The sequence below is a fragment of the Gardnerella rara genome, assembly GCF_055452355.1.
This window is the reverse complement of sequence record NZ_JBVBJP010000004.1, coordinates 107923-127042: the sequence shown is the minus strand read 5'-3', so window position 1 is coordinate 127042 and position 19120 is coordinate 107923. Positions and strand designations below refer to the sequence as shown.

The window sequence follows — 19120 nt, the reverse complement described above, 5'->3', positions numbered from 1 at the left end:
ATAAAACATTAAAGCACAACTAAAAGTTACAAAAGAAAAACGCTAAAATAGTGAATATGAGTGCAACAGCAAAGCAATACGTTGAAGCGGCTGGCGGAATCATCTACCGCTTGCGCAAAACTACTAGCAAAGAAAGCAAGCCGAGCAAACCGAACAGCACAAATCCAAATGAAGATTTCGGCAATGTTGGCAGCGAATCCAACACTTGCAATCAAGTGTTAAACGAAAGCAACATAGAACTTTGCCTTGTTTACCGCCCAAAATACAACGATTGGAGCTGGCCAAAAGGCAAGAACGAGGCGAATGAATCGCATCGTCACACTGCTGTGCGTGAAGTTGGCGAAGAGACTGGCTACGCGGTTACACTGGGCCCACATATTGCACAAATCGAGTATCCGCTCGAAAACGAAGGCAAAAAATCGTCTGCAAAAAACGGCATAAAAAGCAACGCAAAGAGCGGCGCACAAAACAACAGTCAGCCAGAAGTAATTAAGCGAATCCACTACTGGATGATGCAAGAAATAAGCGGAAGTGCAGCATTAAAACGCTTACCAGCATTTGGTCCAATAAAACCAGCAAAGCCTACGGAAATCGGCAATGTTATTTGGCTCACGCCTGAAAAAGCGCGCAAAAAACTTACGCACGATAGTGATCAACTTGTTTTAGACGCATTCCTTGAGCGAATCAAGTCTGGGCAAGCAAATTATAAAACGCTGATTCTTGTACGACACGGTAAGGCGGAATCGAGAAAAGCTTGGCAAGGCAGCGAGGCCACTCGCCCAATCACACCACTTGGTTCTGCAGCATCTTACGCGCTTGGCCGCGAACTTGCTTGCTATGCTCCAAACAAAATTGTTTCTTCTCCTTGGAAGCGATGCTTGGAAACAGTCGCAGCTTTTGCGCGCGATTCTTCACTTCCTATAGAGCAGGTTGCGGAACTTACTGAAGATCATCACGAGAAACAACCAAAATCTACGTTATCTGTGCTGATAAGCGAAATACAAAATCTTGAGCATAATGAACAAAATGCAAACACAGTCAACAATGCAACAGTCATATGCCTGCACCGTCCAGTGATTGGCACTTTCTTCGATTATTTGCGCGAAATAACAAAACCTAGAGCACACAAACGCATACTCAGCCAAAAATCGCCATACATGCCTACAGGAAGCGCAGTGATTTTGCACATTGTAAGCACCGAAAAAGGCCCTAAAATTGTAAACATAGAAAAGGTTTTGCCAATTGTCTACTAATATTAATTCGCAATCGGGTTCAATTCACTCTAGCAGATCCGCGTTTATGCCAAGCCCAATAGGCTCCAATCGCCCTAGCAGGCCAGCGCAAATGGATCCAGCAATGCTCGCGCAAATTGAAGGCGGCACAGACCCACAAATCGTAAACGAAATTAGCCGCACGTCGGCAGCTGTTTTGCTAAATCGCGTTCATAAAACGCAGACTCCAGAGATTGTTGAGCGCGTGCTCAACTTGGTAGAAAACGAAGGCATTGAGATTATTGCGGATTTGTGGAGTAAAGCAGAAGCTCAGTCTCTTCCTGGAATGCTTTGGAGGCTGTATTTGCTTCGAACATCGCTGCGCAAGAATGGCAATGCCTACGCTGCATATTGGCGTCTTGGCGAGCCAGAGGCCACTAGCGCTTCGGCGATTACTGGAGTTGACGAGTCTCCTACAAAAGAAGATATTGAACGCCTTGCGGATTCAATTCTTTCTGGCGCGTTTACTGGCGACTTTGCGGTTGCACTATACAGAGCTTGTGCATTTAGCGCGATTATTTCGCGCGGAATGCGTGCGTACGCAAAAAAACTAAGCCAAAATGCGCAAGACTCTAGCAGCAACAACGCGCAAAAAATTGCCAACATTTTACACACCTGCGCTAACATGCACGCGCTTTCTTTAGACTTTGCTAGCGGCGCAAAATTATGGCAGGCAGGCAAGCTTGATTAGATTATTCGCGGCGCGCTGAAATCGAAAAGCATGTATACTCGGGAGTGACGCTGGCTTGTGCTTAAGCCCCGGGCTCCATTTTTTGCCGCTGCGAGCGGCGTTTGCGCCGACAGGCGCTTTCGCAAGTCAGCGTTTTTAAAATATTTAATATTCTCCAGCAATTCACAAAATTCAACCTTCATTAACACTTGTTTATATTTTTTCTAAATATTCACGGCACGCCGCTAGCTTAACGTGCAATGCTTGCACTAATCTAGAAGGTATGGATCTTCATGTTTTACATCATCCGCTGGTGGACCACAAGCTCACCGTTTTGCGAGATAAGAATACACCATCTAACATTTTCCGCGAGTTAGTTTCCGAATTGGTAACACTCGAAGCATACGAAGCAACCCGCAATCTAGAAGTTAGCGATCGAGAGATTGAAACTCCTATTTGCAAGATGACTGGCAAGCATTTAAACCGCCCACGCCCAATGGTTGTGCCGGTTTTGCGCGCTGGCCTCGGTATGCTCGACGGCATGACTCGCCTTCTTCCAACCGCTGAGGTTGGATTCCTTGGCATGAAGCGAGACGAGCAGACGCTCGACATCGTCACTTATGCTAACCGTTTGCCAGAAGATTTGACTGGTCGTCAATGCTTCCTTCTTGACCCAATGCTTGCTACTGGCGGCACTCTTATTGCCGCTACGCATTATTTGGCAGAGCGCGGCGCTAAAGATGTTACCGCTATTAACATTTTGGCAGCGCCAGAAGGCTTGGAGCGCATTGAGAAGGAGATTGATCCTTCTATTGACTTTAAGGTTGTTGTTTGCGCTGTAGATGAGCATCTGAACGACAAAGCTTATATTGTTCCAGGTCTTGGCGACGCTGGCGATCGTTTGTACGGCTTGATTGACTAATAGTCACTAGCTAAATCAAACGAAAACTAGAATCAAAAGCTAGACAACAAAAAGCCTGCTGATTTTGCAACACTTTGCGATTTCAGCAGGCTTTTGTATTTACCGCGGACGAGTTATGGCGATTTTGCGAGCGCAATCTGCTAATTCGTCTAATTTGGCAAGCTCCGCGCGCTGGGCGTCTGTTTGCTTTGGCTCAAATTCTCCATAACGATTTTGCGCAGCAGTGCGGATCAAAAAGTCAGCCAAACGCGGATTTTTTGGCAAAACCGAACCGTGCATATAAGTGCCAATAACGTTGTATTTTCTAGCGCCTTCTGTGTGGTCTTTGCCATTATTCCCGCAATCTTCGCCATCAACCAATCCAAGCGGCTGAGTGCCATCTTGCAAGCTTGTGCGCCCAGAATGATTCTCGTAGCCAACAATATCGCCAAAATCGGCGCTATGCTCTACTAGATTTCCAATCATGCGCACATCTTGGCCAATCGTATGCTCGCCGAGTACACCTATGCCTTTAAGCTTTTGCCCCTCAATAGTCTCAAAGTACTCTCCAAAAAGCTGGTAAAGCCCGCAAATCATAAGCATTGGAACGCCATTTTTTGCAAGCTCGCGAATCGCGTCTGCACGCGTAAACAAATCCTCAGTAACTCTGCTTTGACCATGGTCTTGGCCACCTCCGCCAAGAATCATATCTACTCGCTTTGGCCAAGCATCTCCAACGTTATACTCGTGCAACACGGGCTTGTAACCATACAATTCCACTCGGCGCATAATCGTAAGCACATTGCCGTAGTCGCCGTAAATATTCATGTCTTTTGGATACAGCGACACAATATCTAGCACGCGATTTGCGTCTTTATTAGTAGCATCCGCTTGACTAATATCATTAACATCACTCATATTATTCATAACGGCTACTTTCTTTACTTTCCAACACCAACGTCTTTAACGCTTGCGATTTGCCCCAACATAGCTCGCACGCGAAGCATGGCAGTATATGTGCAATATATGCGTTTTGCGTTTTTAGCATTGCTACTAAAATCGCCATTTACAAAGGCCTTAGCGTCTTCTTCTAAGTTAGTGTTCACATTTCTAGAAGCAACTTTGTCGTATTGCAAGCGCAAAGCCATATCCCACGCGCGTGTGCCAGAAACGCAAGCAACTCCAGTGCCGCTAAAGCACGTAAAATCAACGTCCCACAGCCAGCTCATGTCTCGCCCGTCCGCGTATTCGTCGCAAATCGCAATCATTGTGTCGTGATTTTGCACATTATCCGAAGCAAGCGCAAGTCTAAATCCAATAGGATTTTTCACTAGAACAAGCTCCACAGCAGCGCCGTTAACTTCGATTATCTCGCCTCGCCCAAACGCTGGCGTTACGCGAGAAATCGCTTCCATAAGCGCATCGTCATTAAATTTTGTAAGCGACGCATCTTTTTTAGCAGCATCCGACAAAATAGCGCGAACAACTGTAGCGGCAGCGGCCGCATTAAAAACGTTGTACACGCCTCGCAACTTAACGCTGGTGGTTTTTCTATTCCCATCAATCAAAAAATCGGCTTTATTGCCATCAACTTTTGCCAAAACAACATCTGCTTGTGGAAGATTGCGCGAATCACTACGCGAATCACTACGCGAATCGCCATTAAAATCGCCAGACAAATCATTGTGCAAATCGTCGTCGGTTGGGAACATGCTTTTTAGCGAATCATCCAAACCAAAATAGCGCACGCTAGCGCCCGAAGAAATTACATCTGCTAAAGCCAAAATTCTTGGATCTTCGCGGTTTAGCACAACCACTCGCTTGGTTGCACGAGCCACATTGCTCAACAATTTAGCCGTAGTATCAATCTCGCCAAATCTATCTAACTGATCTCGCATAACGTTTAAAAGCAGCGAGTAGCGCGGACTTATCTGTTTTACAAAATGCACCGCATAGGCTTCGTCAAGCTCTAAAACAGCTATATCTGCATCTAACTTTGCGCCAAAAACTGGCATTTTCTGCACAAGCGCCGCCACAACTCCGCGCGTAAAATTAGACCCCGTAGGATTTGTAAACACGCGCAATCCAGCGTCTCTAAGCATAGAGGAAACCATACGCGTTGTAGTGGTTTTGCCATTGGTTCCAGAAATTAGCACAACACCATAAGGCAATTTTCCCAGCGTTCTTGCTAAAAACCCTGGGTCTAGTGTTTCTACAACTTTGCCCGGCAAAGCGCTTCCGCCATGATGCAAAGCCCTAGAAACCGCCCGAACCAGCTTTCCTACGGCTGGCATCAACGCATCAAGCAGAAGGGCCATCATAGCCTCCAACAGTATCGTTACCCTGCGCATACGACTGCGGTTGGTAGCCTTGCGGCATATCTTTAAACTTAGACGTTGCTCCAAGAAAAGCTAAATTAAACGTTTCCGTAGGGCCATTACGATGCTTTGCCATAATAATGTCTGCTTCGCCAGGGCGATCTTCTTTGTTGTAAAAATCAGGCCTGTGCACAAGAAACACAACGTCTGCATCTTGCTCAATAGAACCCGATTCGCGCAAATCCGAAAGCTGCGGCTTTTTATCATTTCGCATTTCTGGGCCGCGGTTCAGCTGGCTTAGCGCAACAACTGGCACTTCTAGCTCTTTTGCTAGCAGCTTTAACGCGCGAGAAAACTCGGAGACCTCTTGCTGCCTCGATTCAACCCTTTTACCCGAAGTCATAAGTTGCAAGTAATCGATTACAACTAGCTTTAGGTCGTTCGTCTGCTTTAGTCTCCTGCATTTTGCGCGGATTTCCATAAGACTCATATTTGGGCTATCGTCTATAAACAGCGGCGCGTCCTTCATTTTTGACCAAAACGCGTTTAGCTTAGTCCACCTATCGGTTGTAATGTCTTCTGGAGTTCCGCGATGCATTGCCGTCATTGGAATATCTGTTTCGGCTGCGATTATTCTTTGCGCAAGCTCCAGCTTGTTCATTTCTAGCGAGAACACGATTGTTGTCATATTGTGATGCAGCGCAGCGGAACGCGCAAAGTCAATTCCAAGAGTTGACTTTCCCATTGCAGGCCTACCAGCTACCACTACCATCTGCCCAGGCTGCAAGCCTTGCGTCATGTCGTCAATATCTCTAAATCCTGTTGGAACGCCTTTTTCAATCTCGTTGCTTTGCAACTTGTCTAACTGCTCGAGAGCGTCTTGAACAACAGGTCCAATAGCGGAATAATCCTGATGAACCTTGCCAGAACTCATCTCATAAACTTCAGATTGAGCAAGGTTCACAACATCTTCCGCTTGGTCTCCAGTGGCCGAATAGCCCATTTGCGCAATCTTTGTTCCAGCAGCAATCACGTTTCGCAAAATCGCATTTTTATGCACAATATCCGCGTAATATAGCGCATTTGCAGCCGTCGGCACGCAGGCCACTAGGCTGTGCAAATAGTCTGCTCCACCAATCTTCTCTAAGTTTTCGTCTTTTAGAAGCTCATTTGCAACTAGAACAACGTCTACTGGCTGCGACCCCGAGAACAAATTTATAATCGCATCGTAAATCGTCTGATGCTTTGGAACGTAAAAGTCGGAAGTTTCTAGAATTTGCGAAACTTCGCCAATGGCATCTTTGCTCATTAGCATTCCGCCTAAAACGGCCATTTCCGCGTCTTCGTCATGAGGTGGAACCTTGTCAAACAAGCTAACATTCCCATTAGCGTTGTTTAATCGGTTCGCGTCATTTCTACTTGACTGCCACATATCATTATCTGCCATAAAATCGAGTATAAACGCCTGCACGGAGCATGCCAACACAAGTTGATATTAGACAACATAAGTCAACACAAGCTGCAATGCACAAACTGTAGCTTACGCAAATCACAAGGTTGCGCACTTCATCCAATCGTCCGTTTTAACTCTAAGCGAATTTCCAAGAGCTCGCCCGCCAATATAAACGACATTAAGAGAAGCCCAAAGCGATATTGTTTTAGTAACATCTCCCGCAAAAAGCGCCACATTTACCACACAAACCGCGCTAATTACAAGAAGATACACAACCGCCGTAATAGAGCACGATTTAGCCAAATATTTGTGATCTCCAGCTCCGATTAACACTCCGTCTAGCGCCCACATAAACCCAGATAGCGGCAAGAAAATTCCAAGAATCGTCATTCCTATTGAAACCAAAAGCTGAACTTCGGCATTTGGGCTAAACAGCGGCGAACATAACCAACCTGCAAGTATCATTAGAATTCCAACAATTACGCTACTTAACGCACCTACCTGCGCACAAATTTTTGTTATTACATTAGCGCGTTTTACTAATCCAGCTCCAAGCGCAGAGGCGACTATTGTTTGAGCCGCAATCCCTATAGCGTCTAATATATTCATAACAAAATTCCAGCAAGAATTTGCAACCTGATATGCAGCTAGCGTGTTTGTTCCAAGACGTGCAGCCGCCGCAACGGTTGCCACCATGCACGCACGCAACGCCAGTGTGCGTATAAACAGCGGAATTCCACTTCCAGCGCTTTTAAGTATGCTACGCGCACGCGGGCTAAGCCGCGCTTTTTCTCGAGCCGCCCAAAAAATCGCTGGCACCGTTAAAACAACACCCATATACCACTGTGCTAGCATTGTGGCAATTCCCGACCCAGCAATGCCAAGGTTCATTCCAAACACAAATAGAATATCTAAAATCGTATTTACTACAGCCCCACTCACTGCTGCAAAAAGTGTGATTCTTACTTTGCTAAGACCTCTAAAAATGCCATTTGCCGCGTAAATTAGCAGCATTGCAGGCAAGCCTGGCATAACAGTTTGAGTGTAGATTACAGCATTTCTAAGCGTTTCTCCGCTTGCACCAAAGCTTTGGCAAAGTGGGCGCGCAAACACCATTAATGCAAGCGTTAAAACAATACCCAGCCCAAGTGCCAGCCACAATCCATCCATCCCAACGCTTAAACCTTGGCGATTTTTGCCAGCTCCCAAAAGCCTTGCCACTTGGCTTGTTGTGTTGTACGCCAAAAACAGGCATAATCCCGTTGTTGTTAAAAGCACGGTTGAACCTATTGAAAGTCCCGCAAGCTGCGTTTTACCTAAATGCCCAACTATTGCCGTGTCTATTAAAACAAACGCTGGCTCTGCAATCAGCTGACCGAATGTTGGAATTGCTAGCGAAAATATATGTTTTAGTAAGTCTTTTTTATTAACATCTTCGCTCTGATTGCTCATATTAGTAACCCGTTCTGCTCCATCTTGGATTATTCAAATCTTCTTATGCTGATTGCTTATAATCTGCTATCATAAATTTTTTTGAATTGCAAACTAGATTTGATTTCAAAAAAGTTATCCGCAGGATATCCACAAAGTTATCCCCCATTTGTGTATAACTTTTATAGATATGCACAGCAACACGCCTAAAATGTGGATAACTAAAAGTTTTATCCACATTGCGCAATCCGTGTGTGTCATATCTTCGTCAATTTACACAAATAAAAGCATAATTTTTACACTAATTGTGCATAACTTTCAAAGAATATTCTGTTTTTACTCTTTAGTTAGATTTTTTGGATTCATCTTTAGGTTTATCGCTAGAATCATCAGACTCGCCAGTATCTTCTTTAGACTCGTCTTTAACATTCAAATCAGATTCTTCTTGAGCATTAATGACCTCTTGAACAGCTTCGATTTGCTCTTCGCTTAATTCAACATTAGAATCCGCCGCCTCAGCAGCCTCAGCAGCCTCAGCCGCTTCCACAGCCTCCACAGCTTCCGCAACAGACCCAGCTCTAGCCTGAGCAATGCTAGAAAAGTCATACGCACGTTCACCTTGATCTGCTAAATCAACGCCCTTACGCTCTTTAGCTTCCGATATTCTCCACCCAAAAAGCTTCTCTAAGCCAAACGCCAGCAACGCGCTAACAGCTCCCGAGTAAAGAATGGTGATTGCAAGAAGGCAGATTTGCGCAATAAGCTGATGCCAATCGCCAGTAGAAAGCAATCCACTTGCATCCGCAAATAATCCAACTGCTAAAATTCCAATAAACGCAGCAATGCCATTTACGCTCACAACATGGAGAGCGCCATCGTAGCGAGAAAAAGTCTTAGAATGTGTAGCAAGGCATGTAGCAACACCAACAATCACACCCAGTATAACCGCCCACAAAGGCGCGATGACGTCTGCAGCAGCCGCGCTAGCTGCCAAACCAGCCATAATTCCACTAGCCGCACCAACAGCGCTAAAGCACCCCGAGCGCAGGCGTTCGGTAACGCCCCAAGCAAGCATAGATGCCGATGCTGTAATAGTTGAGCTAACCCACGCATAGCCAGCAACTCCTGGAAGACCTGCAGAAGAGCCAATCATTAATCCAAGCCAGCCAAACCAGATGATGAAAATTCCAAGAACAACAAATGGAACGTTGTGCGGGGCGCGCGAAGAAGCTGCTGGCAAATGTCCACTAACCGCCGATTCTCCGGCATTGCTTAAGGAAGAATCGCCCTTAGTTTTAAAGTCCGCGCTGGAATCTGCGGCATTGTTGGTCTTATTAGACTTTGCAACTTCCGACCAAAGCGCGCGAACCAAATTGCCCTTATGCTCAATATTGCCAACGCCCAAAGCCGTTAAAGACTTAGTGCTTAAACCGAACTTTTTTAGCGGAAAATGTGCGTGACCGCCAATAATAAGCACAATCGACAACGCCGAAACAGCCGCGGCTACATGCAGCAAAGATCCGCCTGCAAAATCGTGAACCTGAATTCCAAGAGCCTGAGATATAGCGCCATTTGGCGAAAGCAATCCGCCTCCGCAAACCATATGAGCAAGAGGTGCAAACACAAGAGTTACCCAAACGGCTACAAAGATTAGCCAAATCGCGTAGCGCACACGGCCAGCAAGAGCGCCAGTTATAAGAGCCACAGCAACAACCGCGCACGCAAGTCTAAACGCCGCTGGAATGCCACCAGCAAGGCCCGTGTTTGCATCCATTGAGGTAAAAATGCCGTGATCGGCAACCATTGAATCGCGCAACAGTAAACCACTTACTGGGTCGCCAACAACTCCGCCAATCATGTCTTTGCCAGCAAAGGCCATTGACCAGCCCCAAAGCGTCCAAACTATAGTTGTTACCGCAATTGCGCCAGCGGAAAGCATCATCATATTAACCATTGATGTTGCGCGCTCGCGGCCGCCGTAAAACAGCGCGATTCCTGGCGTAATTATAAACACTAAGGCAGCAGCCAGTAATGCCCATTGCGGATCCATTGCGGTCATGTTTCACCTCACAATACGCAGCCATCGGTGGTTGCGAACTAACATATGCAAACCAATGCAAACTAATTCTGCAGACTAAAATCTGCGAACTAATAAACTAATATCTGTTTATATTCTAATAGACTCAAGCTAAAATCGACCAAAACCAACTAAAATCGACCAAAACCAAAATCAACTCAAGCTAAAATGCCGTCTACAAAGCTTTCTGGATCAAACGGCGCAAGGTCGTCTGGGCCTTCTCCTAAACCAACAAGCTTTACTGGAACTCCAAGCTCGCGCTGCACAGAAATCACGATTCCGCCCTTTGCAGAGCCGTCTAGCTTTGTTAACACTACGCCAGTAATTCCAATTGCCTGAGCAAAAACTTTTGCCTGCACCATGCCATTTTGCCCAGTTGTAGCATCAAGAACTAAAAGAACTTCGTCTACTGGAACGGTTTTTTCAATCACACGGCGAATTTTGCCAAGCTCATCCATAAGATTTGCTTTATTTTGCAACCTTCCAGCCGTGTCTACAATCAAAACATCTGCATTTGCTTCTTTGGCAGCTGTAGCCCCGTCAAAAGCTACAGACGCTGGGTCTGCGCCGTCTTTTTGGCTGCGAACAATTTTAACGCCTGCAGCATTTGCCCAAGTTTCAAGCTGATCGGCAGCAGCCGCGCGGAAAGTATCTGCAGCCGCAAGAATTACCGAACGTTTTTTAGCAACCATTAGTCGCGCAAGCTTGCCAGCAGTAGTGGTTTTCCCAGTGCCATTTACACCAACCATCATTATTACACTCGGCTTATTTGCATCTTGCAAATCTGCTTTTAGGCTTCTATCGGTTTTGCTGCCAACAATATCCAACAGTTTTGTGCGAAGCGTTTCACGAACTTCTTGAGCGTCTGCAGCCGCAGAAATCTTAGCGTCTTTTTTAAGTGCATTAACAAGTTCTTCGCTTGCCTGAGTGCCAACATCTGCCATTAAAAGCGTGTCTTCTACATCTTGCCAATCATCTTCACTAAGATTATCTTTGCTTAAAATGTTGAATAGAGCACGACCAAAAGGATTTTGACTATTGGCAAGCTTGCCCCTAAGTCTAGCCATTCTAGATGTTGCGTTTTCTGGCAATTGCACACTAGAGTTAACATTGTTTTCGGCGCTACTATTGTTTTCGGCGCTACTAGTTAATGGGTCTTCTTTGCTAGTAGGTATTACAGGGCCTCGCGATTTGCTAACAATTCGCAAAACAACAGCTACAGCCACTAAAGCAACAGCTAAAACAACCGCGCCAATAGCAAACCACATAATCAAATTTAAGTCCATAACCATGTTCATATAAATAAGCCTATGAAATTAAAGGGACACATTAAAGGGAATTTGCTTAAATTATAGTCAAAATTGTTGATAACTTAGTAAAAATCACGCAAATATTGGTGTTCTAATACAATAATTTTACAAGCCGATATTTGGCGCTTTAAGTGTAACTTTATAGGCCACTTTAAAATCAAACTGAATTGGGGTGTTTATTTATGGAAAATCTGCCATTGGTCAATGTTTACGGAGCCGATTGGTGTGGCGACTGCATTCGCGCAAAAGCTGCACTAAACCAGTTTAATGTTGCTTTTACTTGGCACAATATTGAATCCGAAGACGGAGCTGCTCAAAAGGCTGTTGAAATTAGCGGCCAGAAGCATATTCCAGTTGTAACTTTTAGCGACGGCAGCTTTATGGTGGAGCCATCCGCAAGTCAAATAAAAAATAAGCTTATTCAATTAGGTCAGCTTGCAGATTAACACGCCAATATTCAACGTGTTGGATTAGTCTCCAAAATGTAGTACACTAGGCATTTGTTGCCCCTTTAGCTCAATTGGCAGAGCAGAGTCCTTTTAAGTCTTGGGTTGTGGGTTCGAGTCCCACAGGGGGCACAAAATAAGCACTGCACGTAGCAGATGGTTCTTAAATTCCAAATCATCTTGTTACATGCAGTGCTTTTATGCTATAACACTTAAATTTCTATATCTCTACAAACAGATAACAAGCAAATAACAGATAAATAGCATATAAATATAAACTTATTTACCTATTTACGCTACTCTCCAGCAAACACCACGCCCTTACGCAGCATAATGTTAGCGTATTGAGCACGTTCGCCCGTGGCAACAACACAATACGCCTTCTTTGCCTCATCGTAGAACGCAAATCTTTCAAGAGTGCCTAAAGTGCTGGCTCCACGCTTATCGTATTTAGCAATAATATCTTCATATTCTTTCCAGATTGGAGTTTCGCAAGGGTCTCCTGGAACAACTTCCATAAGTGTAGCTGGCTTATCGGTGTATTGATCGAGTGGCATCAACTTTAAGATTGCAGTTAGCAATTCCGAAGTTCCATGACCATCGCAGCGTACAACTATAGCGTCTTTTCCTACAGATTCAGTTGGAAAATTTCCATCGGCCAATACTAAAACATCTCCATGGCCCATTTCGCAAAGAACCTTCAGCAATGCTGGAGGAATTATAGAATCTACACCTTTTAACATAATAATCTCCCTTGATTAATTGATAAATAACTATGATTAGTTGGCAATCATTGACAACTAACAAGAAAATTCTATCACCATTCACAAAAGAAATTAACAAAATTCCTAAAATAAATACGAATTATTCCACATTTCAAAGAGAATAATTCCACACTTCACTAAACAAAAGTAAAGCAGATGCAAAAATACTCAGCTTGCCCAAACGCTTGCGTCTTGATCGTACTCGTCGTCGCTTGCGGCAAAAGCAGGAGCAGGAGTCGAATATGTGTATTCGTCGTCTACAACGCCAGAATCCGCATCTGCATTAATCGCAGCCAAAACGCGCTTATCCATCTTGTATTGTGGCAAAACGTTTTTAATGTAGCTTGTTACTGCATCTTGCATAGAAACATCATGACCAACGCGCTCTGCCATAAACCAACGATGATCCAAAACTTCGTGGAAGAACTGTGCTGGCTGAATCTGCGACCTAAACTCGGTTGGAATCATGCGAACAGTAGGTTCAAACACTTCTCGCATCCAGTCTGTAGCAACAATCTCCAGCTCCTCGCCTTGGCGCCATGTAGATGTACGATAAGCGTCTAAATCATTAAGCAACCTACGAGCCTGATTTTCTTGCACATCTAAACCAGTTAGTCGAAGAAGCTTGCGCGAAGCATATCCAGCATCCACCACGCGTGGGCGAACCAAAACTCTTCGCCCATCTTCGGAAGTCTTCATCTCAAGCTCATCTACATCAAAGCCAAGCTCATTAAGGCGATTCACGCGGCGCTCAATACGCCACATTTCGTCTGGACTAAACTTATCTACGTCTGTAAGCGTGCTCCAAAGAGAATGATATCTGTCTACAAGCCTGTTTCCAATGCTAATTTCGTCAACTTCTCCAGGCAAAAGCTGACCAGAACTTAAGTCCATTAGCTCGCCGATTATATTTGTGCGCGCTAAATCAATATCATATTCGCGCTGGCCTTCGGTAAGGCTTCCGTGCAAATCACCAGTTTCCGCATCTACCAAAAACGCCGTAAATGCGTCGGCATCTCGCAAGAACAAAACGTTGGAAAGCGAAACATCTCCCCAATAGAATCCCGAAAGATGCAAGCGAACCATAAGAACTGCAAGAGCATCAATTAAACGCTCAGCTGTGTCTGGACGCAGAGTTCTAGCAAATAGCGCACGGTACGGCAGTGAGAATTTAAGATGGCGAGTAACAAGCATTGCTTCAAGCGGCTCACCATTTTTATCTTTTCTACCAGCCACAACCGCTATAGGCTTAACTGTTGGAAGTTCCAACTTGCGCAAACGCCTTAAAAGCTCATATTCGCGCTCTGCTACTTGACGAGTGATTTCCTTCATTGCGTACACTTCGTCGCCTACGTGTACAAATCGCACAACGTGCCTAGATATGCCTCGTGGAAGATTAACAAAAAGATTTGTAGGCCATTGAGAAAGTGGCAGCTCCCAAGGAAGCATAAACATTTGAGGATTAGAGCTTGCAGCAGTAATCTTCAACGCTTGCGGCTCTGCAGAAGATATGGTCTCGTCTTGTGCAGATACCGATGTTGCTTTTACAGCACGCGGATCCATTGAAGGAGTATCGTTCCATTCCATAAAATCTAGTCTACCCGTAAAGCTGAACGCAAATAATCAAATATAAATATAAATTAAATATAAATATAAATATAAATTAAAAATGGCTAAATCATGCAAAAACGGGGCTCGCCTAGCGAACCCCGCCATACCCTTATACAGAAATCTTGAGCGCTTAAAGCAATAATCAAGCGCTCAAGAAAACGCATTAGTTCAAACGCAGCTCTGTAGAAGGTGCAAACAGGTGCATCTTGGATGGATCAATCTTAATCTTTACGGTATCTCCAACCTTTGGAAGCGCACGAGGATTCACACGAATCGTTGTGAGCTTGTTCTGGTCGCTCATCATTGTAGATGCCTCTTCTGGAGAGCCATCAGTAATAATGTTGCCATAGATGTAGCCGTCGGAGCCAAGATCTTCCACATTTACAACCTTTAAGGAGAAGGCGTTTGGATCGTCGGAAGTTGCCAAGCTTGCATCTTCTGGACGGAAGCCAACAATAATCTGACCCTTATCTTCCTCGGTAAGCTTATCAACAGCTTCTGCTGGAAGAGTGATAGAATCCTCGCCAATCTGAGCCTTGCCGTCAACCACTGGATGCTGGTTAATGTTCATAGATGGGGAGCCAATAAAGCCTGCCACAAACACGTTTGCTGGGCGGTCATAAAGCTCGGTTGGAGCACCAACCTGCTGCAAAACGCCAAGCTTAATAACGGCAATGCGATCGCCCATGGTCAAAGCCTCGGTCTGATCGTGGGTAACGTACAGAGTAGTTACACCAAGCTGACGCTGCAATGCTGCAATCTGCGTACGAGTCTGTACGCGGAGCTTTGCGTCGAGGTTGGAAAGAGGCTCATCCATAAGGAAGACCTTTGGTTCACGAACAATTGCGCGACCCATTGCAACACGCTGACGCTGACCACCAGACAAAGCCTTTGGCTTACGATCCAAGTACTCGGTCAAATCCAAAACCTCAGCAGCTTTTTCAACGCGCTTGCGGATTTCTTCCTTGTTTACGCCTGCAATCTTAAGAGCAAAGCCCATGTTGTCTGCAACAGTCATATGTGGATACAGTGCGTAGTTCTGGAACACCATTGCAATATCGCGATCTTTTGGCTGCATTGTAGTAACATCTTGACCACCAATAAGAATGCGACCTTTGTTAACCTCTTCCAAACCAGCCAACATTCGTAGAGTTGTGGACTTACCGCAACCAGATGGACCAACGAGTACAAGGAACTCGCCATCCTTAATAGTCATGTTCAAATCATCAACCGATGGCTTATCGTTGCCTGGGTAGATTCGAGTAACATGATCAAATACAACTTCTGCCATGATATTTTCCTTTCATCGGCAGGTACGTGCCGAACGATCCGTTGTGAAGGGTGTGCACTCAAGACCCCAAGTCCTACATCGGCGGCGTCAATCGTCCACATTTACTTACATGGTTCATTGAAGGTTCTCTTCGTTGAGCCATGATTCAATATATCATGTTTATCCTGTAAAAACAGCAAAATCACAGTATTTTCTAACATCTCGGCGTGTCGGGTATAAAAATCGCGCATAAACAAAGGTCAATAAATGCGATTGATTTAATCCAAATATCTAAACATTTGTTTATAAAATCGCGTGTTTACTGTCAAAAGATAAATTGGCATAGCCGCCCACTAACATAATGCATTATGGAAGATGTGAGCATGTTTGACTTGCGCTCTGGCCAAAACATTGGCGGATACACGCTAATAGAACGATTAGGCGGCGGCGCTATGGGCTCAGTTTGGCGCGTTCGCGACGACGGAGGCCATTTTTATGCAATGAAGATTTTGCGCGCATCGATGCTAGAAAACGAAGACAATAATTTAGATTCCACACAAATTAGCAATCCGCAAGAACAGGCAAGACTTAGGCTTAAGCGAGAAGCGCTTGCTTTAAAAAAGATTCACCACGAAGGCGTGTGCTCGATAGTAGACATGGAGCTTGATGCTTCAATCGCATTTATAGTTACCGAACTTATTGATGGGCACAATCTTAAAGAAGATGTTGAGCTTAACGGCCCATACGTTGCAGGTGATTTAGAGCGGCTTGCACACAAGCTAATCGACGCTGTTAAGGCAGTTCATAGCGCAGGCATAATTCATCGAGATATTAAGCCAACAAATATTATGGTTTCCACTACTGGCCCCGTTTTGGTTGATTTTGGAATATCTATGGGCCAGGGGGAGTCGCATGTTACGCGAACTGGCCTTGTAATGGGAACTCCTGGTTTTATTGCTCCAGAAATTATTGAAGGCGGCGAGTCTAGTGAAGCTACTGATTGGTGGAGCGTTGCAGCCGTTCTTGCTTTTGCAGCCACAGGAAAGCCCGTTTTTGGAACTAAACCAATAATGGCAGTTCTAGAAAGAGCCGCTTCGGGAAACGCAAATCTTAATGGACTTCCTATAAAAACAATGCAAGCGTTTAAATCCGCATTAAATCCTAAAAAAAGCGAGCGCTGCACTCCAGAACAACTAGAGCAAGCTATTTACCAAGATGCTTTGAATCCTCTGGCTTTACAGGAATCTGACTACCCTTTTGATTATAAAGACGATGGCACAACTGTACCCAATCAGCTTTTACACACTAGGATTATGCCAGAAAATCCTAGAAAAATGTGGCTTCCTAGCGATTCTAGTATTAACACAACTCAGTTTGAACCAGATTCTGTTAGCTCAACAAAGGTTATTAATCAACTTAATCAGCAAGATGTAGATTTGCAGAATCAAGATGATTTACAGAATCAAAATGATTTGCAAAATCAGGATTATCAAGAAGAATCAGTCCAAGAGAATAATCCGCATCCAACAACAAAAAAATATCTGTTCCGCGGAACAATCGCATTTGTAATATTTGCAGTGCTTTCTTCTCTAGTTGCAGCACTCTCCGTTGTAGACGCAATTGCTATAAACCTTGTTTTTATGCTTTTAACTGCAACGATTGGGTATAACGTTTGCGCAAATCTGCGGCGAAAATCCGCAAACGATTCAATCGGCGGAAAAGACTTGTTAATAAGAATCGCAAGCATTCCATGGCATTTTATACGCGCAATTTTATACTCAATACCAAGATTGCTTACAATTTTAATAACAGGCGTTATTGGGGCATACGTATATCCAATTTTGATTAACGCTTCAAACCAATTAATTGCATTTAAAATATTAAACTTTAAACTATTTTTGCCAACTTATGCTCCAGACGTTTGTTCTCCAACTTCGATTGGATACATTATTGGAATTATTCTTGGGTGGATTATTTCTTTTGCATTAGGACGAACGAAAATCTTTAGAGTAGGTTTAGGGGCCATTTGCGGCGCGGGAAAATCGCAAGTTTCTAGCATCGATTAATCCCGTTGATACCGTAAACTAGACTATTCTTTTAGAAATTTACTTATATCTGTTATTTATAAAAGCAGGGGAAAGGATTAGCATGCCTAACACCAGCGCAAGCGGGCACAATCAACAAAATCAGGAGCTGCGCGCAAGCAAAGCCAAGGAGCTAAGGCAGCAGGCCATTGTTGGAATAGTTGTTGTTGCTATTTTGATTGGCATGATTGCAGCAATCGGAATTACGGCTCTTAACGCCACTAATGCGGAAAATCAAAAGAAGGCCGAACAAGCTCAGCAGTCAAGAAGAGCTGTTCAAAGGCTTACGGCTAATCAAAAACCTAAGTACGCAAACGAGATGGGCGGAATTTTAATCAGCAAAAATGGCTACAACACAACGGCTCCAAATGCCCCAACAATAGCTGTTTATGCGGATCCACTGTGCCCTGGTTGCGGCAATTTTAATCGCGACGCCGATCAAATGCTTATTGCAATGATGAAGGCAGGTCAGATTAACCTTGAGCTTCACCCAATGTCGTTCTTAGATGAGGTTTCTAGCGACCACTACTCAACTCGCGTAACTGGCGCAATCGCGTACATTTCGTCTAACGACGACAATCCTTTGCACTTGCTTCAGTTTATTAACAACATTTTTGCCGAAACCTTCCAGCCAGAAGAAGGCCAGGATTACAAGCCAGTTAGTAACGAAAAGCTTATTGAGCAAGCTGTAAACGCTGGTGTAAGCACGGAAGTGGCAAGCAAGGCGTTCGATAGGAATTATCTTGCTTGGCAAAAGGCGATTAACGCCGATACTCCAAATCGCGAAGCTTTGTGGAATGTTAGCGGCAAAAACAAGGGTGCTATGACAACTCCTACAACAACGATTAATGGCAAGTTGCTAGACATGAACGCTGTAAGCGATAGGAATCTTAGCACTCCAGACGCAATCCTTAAATCTATTGGATTAGACAAATCTAAGGTTGGCGTTGAAGGTGTTATGCCAACGGTAACCGATAAAGATCAGCCAAATCCTATTAACTAGGTATTTTGACTAGAAATTTTGACTAGAAATTTTATTGGTTGAACATCAATTAAAACTATGATTAGTGTGTTGGCGCCAAAAAGTTGCACTTGGCAGCGGGTGCTGATACACTAATCAATGTTTTGCGCGCAAGTTATTTAATTACGCACAAGAACTCGCCTCCTTAGCTCAGATGGCCAGAGCGGCCGCCTTGTAAGCGGCAGGTCGCCGGTTCGATCCCGGCAGGAGGCTCCATTTATGTTTATGGCCTAGAAACGGTCTGGATTATAAAAATCCGCTTGTATGAATATTATGAGTTATAGGCATGTAAAGAAGTTTTTAGTAAATTTACAATAACAACAATAAGATAGTAGTTTATAAGTAGATTTATTGTATGATGAACCGTAAAGCTTACAAAAACACTTTATGCTGATTACTTTGCTTGAGTAAGTTCTCGGGAGCCTTCCCCCAACTCAGGGTTCCCGAGTGAGAGGATGGAGCGTCCCCCAACCAGCTCCTCCTCAATGGGGGC

The 19120-nt window shown here is 44.5% G+C and carries 15 protein-coding genes and 2 tRNA genes; 8 read left to right on the top strand and 9 right to left on the bottom strand.

What is annotated here, in order from left to right; all coding sequences use genetic code 11:
* The first annotated feature begins 56 nt into the window (after positions 1–56).
* The 3 genes from ACZ0NX_RS04905 to upp all read left to right on the top strand — a co-directional run bounded on the left by ACZ0NX_RS04905 (position 57) and on the right by upp (position 2863).
* The gene (locus tag ACZ0NX_RS04905) at positions 57–1253 is read left to right on the top strand and encodes an NUDIX hydrolase (protein WP_464405869.1); all 1197 of its coding nucleotides are present in this window, start codon (positions 57–59) and stop codon (positions 1251–1253) included.
* A 46-nt stretch (positions 1254–1299) separates the two neighbouring features.
* Complete coding sequence (locus ACZ0NX_RS04900; RefSeq protein ID WP_060787032.1) at positions 1300–1962, top strand: hypothetical protein; 663 nt, start codon at positions 1300–1302, stop codon at positions 1960–1962.
* 262 nt (positions 1963–2224) lie between these two features.
* Positions 2225–2863 carry a uracil phosphoribosyltransferase gene (upp, locus tag ACZ0NX_RS04895; protein ID WP_004120306.1) on the top strand — a complete coding sequence of 213 codons (639 nt, stop codon included), beginning with the start codon at positions 2225–2227 and terminating at the stop codon, positions 2861–2863.
* Between the two features lie 99 nt (positions 2864–2962).
* On the opposite strand, the gene ACZ0NX_RS04890 is transcribed toward upp, so the two are convergent.
* From ACZ0NX_RS04890 to ftsY, 6 genes are all read right to left on the bottom strand, one after another.
* Entirely contained in the window at positions 2963–3769 is an 807-nt protein-coding gene (locus ACZ0NX_RS04890) for a type 1 glutamine amidotransferase (protein WP_464405866.1), read from the bottom strand.
* Positions 3770–3783: 14 nt separating this feature from the next.
* A complete protein-coding gene (locus ACZ0NX_RS04885) occupies positions 3784–5160 on the bottom strand; it encodes a DUF1727 domain-containing protein (RefSeq protein ID WP_464405981.1) in 1377 nt (458 codons plus the stop codon).
* Positions 5144–6607 (bottom strand): replicative DNA helicase, encoded by a 1464-nt coding sequence (gene dnaB, locus ACZ0NX_RS04880; RefSeq protein ID WP_060787028.1) that lies wholly within the window; start codon positions 6605–6607, stop codon positions 5144–5146. The genes ACZ0NX_RS04885 and dnaB overlap by 17 nt, the downstream gene beginning before the upstream one ends.
* A 102-nt stretch (positions 6608–6709) precedes the next feature.
* A complete protein-coding gene (locus tag ACZ0NX_RS04875; RefSeq protein WP_464405864.1) occupies positions 6710–8065 on the bottom strand; it encodes an MATE family efflux transporter in 1356 nt (451 codons plus the stop codon).
* A gap of 322 nt (positions 8066–8387) precedes the next feature.
* Entirely contained in the window at positions 8388–10103 is a 1716-nt protein-coding gene (locus tag ACZ0NX_RS04870) for an ammonium transporter (protein ID WP_464405862.1), read from the bottom strand.
* Between the two features lie 176 nt (positions 10104–10279).
* Positions 10280–11419 (bottom strand): signal recognition particle-docking protein FtsY, encoded by a 1140-nt coding sequence (ftsY, locus tag ACZ0NX_RS04865; RefSeq protein WP_415695438.1) that lies wholly within the window; start codon positions 11417–11419, stop codon positions 10280–10282.
* A gap of 194 nt (positions 11420–11613) precedes the next feature.
* Between ftsY and ACZ0NX_RS04860 the strand changes: the two genes are divergently transcribed.
* Entirely contained in the window at positions 11614–11877 is a 264-nt protein-coding gene (locus tag ACZ0NX_RS04860) for a mycoredoxin (RefSeq protein ID WP_060787025.1), read from the top strand.
* Between the two features lie 59 nt (positions 11878–11936).
* Positions 11937–12009: transfer RNA gene (locus tag ACZ0NX_RS04855), tRNA-Lys, on the top strand.
* 164 nt (positions 12010–12173) lie between these two features.
* On the opposite strand, the gene ACZ0NX_RS04850 is transcribed toward ACZ0NX_RS04855, so the two are convergent.
* The 3 genes from ACZ0NX_RS04850 to ACZ0NX_RS04840 all read right to left on the bottom strand — a co-directional run bounded on the left by ACZ0NX_RS04850 (position 12174) and on the right by ACZ0NX_RS04840 (position 15543).
* A complete protein-coding gene (locus tag ACZ0NX_RS04850; RefSeq protein ID WP_004131125.1) occupies positions 12174–12620 on the bottom strand; it encodes an RbsD/FucU family protein in 447 nt (148 codons plus the stop codon).
* Positions 12621–12809: 189 nt separating this feature from the next.
* The gene (locus ACZ0NX_RS04845) at positions 12810–14228 is read right to left on the bottom strand and encodes a DUF4032 domain-containing protein (protein WP_464405859.1); all 1419 of its coding nucleotides are present in this window, start codon (positions 14226–14228) and stop codon (positions 12810–12812) included.
* A gap of 187 nt (positions 14229–14415) precedes the next feature.
* Complete coding sequence (locus ACZ0NX_RS04840; RefSeq protein ID WP_060787023.1) at positions 14416–15543, bottom strand: ABC transporter ATP-binding protein; 1128 nt, start codon at positions 15541–15543, stop codon at positions 14416–14418.
* Between the two features lie 347 nt (positions 15544–15890).
* Here ACZ0NX_RS04840 and ACZ0NX_RS04835 point away from each other — a divergent pair, with 347 nt between their 5' ends.
* The 3 genes from ACZ0NX_RS04835 (at position 15891) to ACZ0NX_RS04825 (ending at position 18843) form a co-directional block, all read left to right on the top strand.
* Positions 15891–17588 carry a serine/threonine-protein kinase gene (locus ACZ0NX_RS04835; RefSeq protein WP_464405857.1) on the top strand — a complete coding sequence of 566 codons (1698 nt, stop codon included), beginning with the start codon at positions 15891–15893 and terminating at the stop codon, positions 17586–17588.
* A gap of 82 nt (positions 17589–17670) precedes the next feature.
* Positions 17671–18609: a DsbA family protein gene (locus ACZ0NX_RS04830; RefSeq protein WP_464405855.1), complete on the top strand. Its 939-nt coding sequence runs from the start codon at positions 17671–17673 to the stop codon at positions 18607–18609.
* A 157-nt stretch (positions 18610–18766) separates the two neighbouring features.
* Positions 18767–18843 (top strand) — tRNA-Thr (locus ACZ0NX_RS04825).
* Positions 18844–19120 lie beyond the last annotated feature (277 nt).

Excerpts from the sequence above, each read along its gene's own strand:
- ACZ0NX_RS04905 (WP_464405869.1), top strand. The coding sequence starts at position 57 with ATGAGTGCAACAGCAAAGCAATACGTTGAAGCGGCTGGCGGAATCATC.
- ACZ0NX_RS04900 (WP_060787032.1), top strand. The coding sequence starts at position 1,300 with ATGCCAAGCCCAATAGGCTCCAATCGCCCTAGCAGGCCAGCGCAAATG.
- upp (WP_004120306.1), top strand. The coding sequence starts at position 2,225 with ATGGATCTTCATGTTTTACATCATCCGCTGGTGGACCACAAGCTCACC.
- ACZ0NX_RS04890 (WP_464405866.1), bottom strand. The coding sequence starts at position 3,769 with ATGAATAATATGAGTGATGTTAATGATATTAGTCAAGCGGATGCTACT.
- ACZ0NX_RS04885 (WP_464405981.1), bottom strand. The coding sequence starts at position 5,160 with ATGGCCCTTCTGCTTGATGCGTTGATGCCAGCCGTAGGAAAGCTGGTT.
- dnaB (WP_060787028.1), bottom strand. The coding sequence starts at position 6,607 with ATGGCAGATAATGATATGTGGCAGTCAAGTAGAAATGACGCGAACCGA.
- ACZ0NX_RS04875 (WP_464405864.1), bottom strand. The coding sequence starts at position 8,065 with ATGAGCAATCAGAGCGAAGATGTTAATAAAAAAGACTTACTAAAACAT.
- ACZ0NX_RS04870 (WP_464405862.1), bottom strand. The coding sequence starts at position 10,103 with ATGACCGCAATGGATCCGCAATGGGCATTACTGGCTGCTGCCTTAGTG.
- ftsY (WP_415695438.1), bottom strand. The coding sequence starts at position 11,419 with ATGAACATGGTTATGGACTTAAATTTGATTATGTGGTTTGCTATTGGC.
- ACZ0NX_RS04860 (WP_060787025.1), top strand. The coding sequence starts at position 11,614 with ATGGAAAATCTGCCATTGGTCAATGTTTACGGAGCCGATTGGTGTGGC.
- ACZ0NX_RS04850 (WP_004131125.1), bottom strand. The coding sequence starts at position 12,620 with ATGTTAAAAGGTGTAGATTCTATAATTCCTCCAGCATTGCTGAAGGTT.
- ACZ0NX_RS04845 (WP_464405859.1), bottom strand. The coding sequence starts at position 14,228 with ATGGAATGGAACGATACTCCTTCAATGGATCCGCGTGCTGTAAAAGCA.
- ACZ0NX_RS04840 (WP_060787023.1), bottom strand. The coding sequence starts at position 15,543 with ATGGCAGAAGTTGTATTTGATCATGTTACTCGAATCTACCCAGGCAAC.
- ACZ0NX_RS04835 (WP_464405857.1), top strand. The coding sequence starts at position 15,891 with ATGGAAGATGTGAGCATGTTTGACTTGCGCTCTGGCCAAAACATTGGC.
- ACZ0NX_RS04830 (WP_464405855.1), top strand. The coding sequence starts at position 17,671 with ATGCCTAACACCAGCGCAAGCGGGCACAATCAACAAAATCAGGAGCTG.